This window comes from Motilibacter aurantiacus (assembly GCF_011250645.1).
GTDB classification, from domain to species: domain Bacteria; phylum Actinomycetota; class Actinomycetes; order Motilibacterales; family Motilibacteraceae; genus Motilibacter_A; species Motilibacter_A aurantiacus.
In genome coordinates this window covers 1-5469 of record NZ_JAANNO010000028.1, presented here as the reverse complement: position 1 = coordinate 5469, position 5469 = coordinate 1, and the positions used below count along the sequence as shown (strand labels likewise).

Annotated in this window: 6 protein-coding genes; 4 read left to right on the top strand and 2 right to left on the bottom strand. The window is 74.3% G+C overall.

Annotation, left to right across the window (positions count from 1 at the left end; genetic code table 11):
- A partial coding sequence (locus tag G9H72_RS20640) for an ABC transporter ATP-binding protein (RefSeq protein ID WP_166174723.1) occupies positions 1-573 on the top strand: 573 nt, incomplete at its 5' end.
- Complete coding sequence (locus G9H72_RS20635) at positions 570-1787, top strand: ABC transporter permease (RefSeq protein WP_166174721.1); 1218 nt, start codon at positions 570-572, stop codon at positions 1785-1787. The genes G9H72_RS20640 and G9H72_RS20635, both read left to right, overlap by 4 nt.
- Positions 1788-1884: 97 nt before the next feature.
- Here the strand turns inward: G9H72_RS20635 and G9H72_RS20630 are convergent, their stop codons facing one another.
- Positions 1885-2880, bottom strand: coding sequence for a YihY/virulence factor BrkB family protein (locus tag G9H72_RS20630; RefSeq protein WP_166174719.1), 996 nt, complete (start codon positions 2878-2880; stop codon positions 1885-1887).
- A 282-nt stretch (positions 2881-3162) separates the two neighbouring features.
- Between G9H72_RS20630 and G9H72_RS20625 the strand changes: the two genes are divergently transcribed.
- Entirely contained in the window at positions 3163-4293 is a 1131-nt protein-coding gene (locus G9H72_RS20625; protein ID WP_331272474.1) for a hypothetical protein, read from the top strand.
- Between the two features lie 6 nt (positions 4294-4299).
- Here the strand turns inward: G9H72_RS20625 and G9H72_RS20620 are convergent, their stop codons facing one another.
- Entirely contained in the window at positions 4300-5091 is a 792-nt protein-coding gene (locus G9H72_RS20620; protein WP_166174717.1) for a MerR family transcriptional regulator, read from the bottom strand.
- Between the two features lie 113 nt (positions 5092-5204).
- Here G9H72_RS20620 and G9H72_RS20615 point away from each other — a divergent pair.
- A partial coding sequence (locus G9H72_RS20615; protein ID WP_166174715.1) for an MOSC domain-containing protein occupies positions 5205-5469 on the top strand: 265 nt, incomplete at its 3' end.

The window sequence follows — 5469 nt, the reverse complement described above, 5'->3', positions numbered from 1 at the left end:
GCCGAGGCCTCGGCCGACACGCTGCTCGAGCAGCTGGGCATCGCCGACCGCGCCGGTGACAAGGTCGAGGCGCTGTCGCTGGGCAACCAGCAGCGCGTCCAGCTGGCCGCCGCGCTCGTCCACGAGCCGGACCTGCTGGTCCTCGACGAGCCCTTCAGCGGCCTGGACCCCGTGGGCGTGGACGTGCTGGCCGCAGCCCTGCGCGCCCGGGTCGACGCGGGGGTGCCGGTCGTCTTCTCGAGCCACCAGCTCGAGCTGGTCGAGCGGCTGTGCGACAGCGTCGGGATCATCAAGGACGGGCGCATGGTGGCGGTCGGCCCCGTCGACGAGCTGCGCTCGCGCGGTGGGGCGCGTCGGCTCCGCGTGGACGTGGACGCTCCGGTGGGCTGGGCCACGGGCCTGCCGGGCGTACGCCCCCTCGAGGGCACGGCGGGAGCGGTGGTCCTCGAGCTCGCGGCGGACGTCGACGACCAGCTGGTGCTCGACGCGGCGCGCCGCGCCGGTCGGGTCCGCGAGTTCCGGCCCCTGGAGCGGACGCTCGTCGACCTGTTCCGAGAGGCGGTGGCCGCATGAGCGCCACCCCGTCGAGCCGCCCCGTCCAGGCCTCCGACCTGTCCACCGCGGGGGCGGTCAGGCTCGTCGCGCGGCGCGAGTTCGTCGAGCGCGGGCGCGACCGGTCGTTCCTGGTCTCCACCGCGGTGACCCTGCTCATCCTGGTCGCGGTGACGGTCATCTCCACCCTCGTGGGCGGTGACGACGAGAGCTATGACGTCGGCCTCGGCCCGGATGCGGCGGCCGCGGCGACGACGTTGCAGGCCCAGGCGGCGGCACTGGACGTGGAGGTGAGCATTCGCGAGGTCACCCCGGAGGAGGCCCGCACCCTGGTGCAGGACGGGGACCTCGACGCCGCGCTGACCGCGCCGGGGCAGGCGGTGGTGAAGGAAGAGCTGGAGGGGACGCTGCGTGCCCTGCTCGAGCAGGCCTCCGCGGGCCTGGTCGGCGAGGAGCGCCTCCGGCAGGCCGGCATCGACCCAGGCCAGGTGCGGGCGGCGCTCGACGTGGCGCCGCTGCGCATCGAAGCGCTCGACCCGCCGGACGAGGACGCGGAGCGCCGCCAGGGCATCGCCTTCGTCGGCACGCTGCTGCTCTACGGCCAGGTCTTCGGGTACGGCTTCTGGGTCGCCCTCGGCGTGGTCGAGGAGAAGTCCAGCCGGGTCGTCGAGGTGCTGCTCGCGACGGTGCCACCGCGCGCGCTGCTGGCCGGCAAGATCCTCGGCATCGGCCTGCTGGGGCTCGTGCAACTGCTCGTGCTGGGGGTGATCGGAGTCGCCGTGGCGGTGGCGACGGGAGCGGTCGACCTCGGCGGTGAGGTCATCACCCCGATGGCCCTGGTGCTCGCCTGGTTCCTCCTGGGCTTCGCGTTCTACGCCACCGCGTTCGCCGCTGCCGCCGCCCGGGTCAGCCGGCAGGAGGACCTGCAGAACGTCACGACCCCGATGACTCTCGTCATCCTCGGCAGCTTCTTCGCCGCGATCTGGGCGAGCAGCAGCCCGGACGAGCCGCTCGCCCGCGTGCTCGCGATCGTGCCGCCGTTCTCGGTGCTGGTGAACCCGCCCCGTACGGCCGCCGGGGACGTCGCCGCGTGGGAGGTCGGCCTGGCGATCGTGCTGATGATCGCGGCGATCGTCGCGCTCGCGGGCGTCGCGGCCAAGCTCTACGAAGGGGCGGTGCTGCGTACCGGAGCGGCGCTCTCGTGGCGCGAGGCGTGGCGCGGGCGCAACCGCTGACCGGTCACGGACGCACGGTGGGGCCGGCGCAGCACGCGCCGGCCCCACCGTGCGTCCGGGCCCTGTCGGCCCCCCGCCCTCCTGGCTGCGCCCCAGGTCAGCCCGCGTCGCGGGCGACGGTGTCGGCGGCCGTCGCGCGGCGCTCGCCCATCGGCTTCTCCGGGCCCTGCGTCGTGTCCTTCGCCGTCTGCCGCTCGGTCTCGGCGTTGATCTCGGCGCCGAACAGCACGATGAACGAGGTCAGGAACAGCCACATCAGCAGGATGATGACGCCGGCGAGGGCGCCGTAGGTCTTGCTGTAGCTGCCGAAGTTGCTGGCGTAGAACGAGAACCCCACCGACCCGACGATCCACAGGATCCCCGCGACGACCGCCCCGAGGCTCGCCCAGGCGAACTTCGGGTTGTCGCGGTCGGGGGCGTACCGGTAGACGATGGCCAGCGCGACCATCACCGCGAGCACGAGCCCCACCCAGCGGATCGCCTGGACGCCGACGGTCGCGACCGCGCCGAGCCCCACCGACTCCAGGACGCCGGGGACGACGGCGATGAGGGCCACCGCGACCAGCACGAAGACGATCGCGCCGAGCGTGAGGGCGAGCGAGAGGGCGCGCAGCTTGACGAAGCCGCGCGTCTCCTTCTCGTCGTACGCCAGGTTGACGGCCTTGATCAGGTTGCCCATGCCGCCGCTCGCGGACCACAGGGCGCCGAGGATGCTGACGGCGAGGCCGACGGAGAGCGCTCCGCCGCTGGTTCCCGCGATGCTGCTCAGCTGCTCGGAGATGAGCGTCCTGGACTCCTCCGGCAGGCCGCTCGCGAGGTCCTCGACCTGCTGCTGCACCTGCGAGGGGTCCGCGACCAGGCCGTAGATCGAGATGGCCGCGATGAGCGCCGGGAAGATCGCGAGGAAGGCGTAGAACGCCACCCCGGCGGCCATGAGGGGGACGTTGTCCTCCTTCGTCTCGGCCCAGGCCCGCTTGACGATCTGCTTCCAGCCGGCGGCGGGGATGTCGGTGGGCTTCTCGGCGTCCGCACCGGGCTGGTCGGGCGCGTGGTGGACCTCGAGCCGGTCACGGTGCCCTGTCTGCTGCGCCATCGTCGCTTCCTGTCTCTGGTCGGTCGGGCGAGGAGGTGCGGCCCGGCGTCGGCGCGTCGTGGCGTCCCCTGGCTTGCCGAGCCGGGAGCACCGGGGCGATAGCGCATCCGGTGCTCCCGCTCTAGACACTGCGGCTACCCGGTGCGCCCACTGGGACAAACGCGGCAGAGGTGACTCTTTGGAACGCTCTGCTGACGCCGGTCGTTCGGCCCCCCCGACGCGGACGGCGGAAGCGCGGGCCGGGCCGCCGCCCCCGTGGCGGGGAGATGGCACGATGCGGGAGTGACCCGGCTGACCGAGTTCCCCCCGCTCCCGCTGCGCCTCGGGGGCGAGCCCCTGCCCACCGTCGGCCGCGTACGGGTCTACGTCTGCGGCATCACGCCCTACGCCGTGACCCACCTCGGCCACGCCTCGACCTTCCTCTGGTCCGACCTCGCCGCGCGCGTGCTGCGGGCGACCGGGTCCGCGGTCGAGCTGACCCGCAACGTCACCGACGTCGACGAGAGCCTGCTCGCCGAGGCCCGGCGCCGCGACGAGCCCTACGACCAGCTGGCCAGCCGGCAGCGCTTCGCCTTCGACCGAACCATGGAGACGCTGCGCGTACGCCTGCCCGACCGTGAGCCGACCGCTCGCCAGGCGGTCGCCCAGGTGATCCAGCTCGTCCAGGCGCTGCTGCTGCGCGGTGCCGCGTACGAGCGGGAGGGCACCGTCTACGCGCGCGCCGCCGCCGCCGCGGCCCGCGCCGGGGTCGACCCGGACGAGGCGCTCCGGCTCGCGGCCGAGTACGGCGACCAGCCCGACGACCCGGCCAAGGAGCACCCGCTCGACGTCGTGGTCTGGCGCGGCGCGACCGACGAGGGCGCGGGAGCGAGCTGGCCCAGCCGCTGGGGGCCCGGCCGCCCGGGCTGGCACGCGCAGTGCACCGCGATGGTGCTCTCGTCGTACGGGTCCGGGGTGGACCTGCACGCGGGCGGGGCGGACCTGCGCTTCCCGCACCACGCGGTCGAGGCCCTGCTCGGCGAGGCGGCCACGGGCGTCGCGCCGTTCGCCCGGGCCTGGATGCGCCCGGGCATCGTGTCCTACGCGGGTGCCAAGATGGCGAAGTCCACGGGCAACCTCGTCCTCGTCGAGGACCTGCTCGAGACCGTCTCCCCCGCCGTCATCCGGCTGCTCTGCCTGGACCGGCCGTGGCGGGAGGCGTGGGAGTACGAGCCCGCGGCCCTGCAGAGCGCGGCCGGCCGGCTCGAGGCCCTGTACGCCGCGGCGAGCCATCCCGGCGGCTCGCGCAGCGCCGCGCAGGAGGTCGACCGGGCCCTGCTCGACGACCTCGACGTCGAGCGGGCGATCGACCTCGCCCTCGAGGAGGGCGGCGGTGCCGCCCGTCGGGTCATCGACGTCTGCCAGCTGCACTGACCGGCGTCAGGTGCGCACCGGTGCCTCCGCCGCGGCTCCGCGGGCGTTGGCGTCGATCGCGTCCCGGACCCAGCGGGCCAGGCCCGGCCGGATGCGGTCGTAGTGTTCGGTGAAGCGGGGATCACTGATGTACATCTCCCCCAAGTCGGAGTGCATCTCGTGGCTGCACTCGTAGAACCAACGGGAGATGTGCGCACGGTGGGCCTCCGCCGCTGCGACCGCCTCCGGGCCGTCGCTCGCCAGGCCACGGTCGTACGCCGCCGCGTAGCGGGCCTCGACCCGGGCGGCCTCCTCCTGCGCGCGTAGCCAGTCCTCCTTCGAGTACTCCGACGTGCGCCGTCGCGACTCCCGGTACGCGTCGGTGTCGCCCCAGCGCTCCTCGGCCTCCGTCGCGTGCTCGGTCGGGTCGGCGTCGCCGAACACCTCGAGCATCTCCTCCGGGGTCAACCGGATCCCCATCTCGTGTGCCTCCATCGTCTTCTCGATCGTGCGCGCGACGGCGTGGAGCTCCTCGATGCGCTCCTGCAGGAGGCGGTGCTGGCGGCGGAGCGCACCCAGGCGCCCGCCCGGGTCGTCCAGCAGCGCCGGGATCTCACGCAGGGGGACGCCCAGCGCGCGGTAGGCCAGGACCCCCTGCAGCCGGGCGATGTCGTCCGCGTCGTACACCCGGTAGCCCGCCGCCGTCCGTCCGCTCGGCCGCAGCACCCCGACCGCGTCGTAGTGGCGCAGCGCCCGGACGCTGACCCCGGCCAGCCGTGCGACCTCGCCGACCGGCCGGCCGGGCTGCTCGTGCCCCACGTACGCCTCCTCGTCCCCGCGCAGCGCAGCCCTCTGCCTGCTCGCGCGCTCGGGACGCTAGAGCCTTCCGCAACGGCAGGGTCAAGGCGCGCGCCGAACGTAGAGTTCGGCCCATGGCGCTCGTCAGCTCGGTCAACGTGGGCGTGCCCCGGCCGATCGGGGCCCGTGGCCGGATGTCGGGCATCGACAAGCGGCCGGTCAGCGGTCCCGTGCAGGTCGCGGCACCTGTCGCGGGAGGGGGCCTGGCGGGCGACGCCGTCTGCAACGGCAAGCACCACGGCGGGCCGGACCAGGCGGTCTACGCCTACGCCTGCGAGGACCTCGACCGGTGGGAGCGCGAGCTCGGGCGCCCGCTGGCCGCGGGCGCCTTCGGCGAGA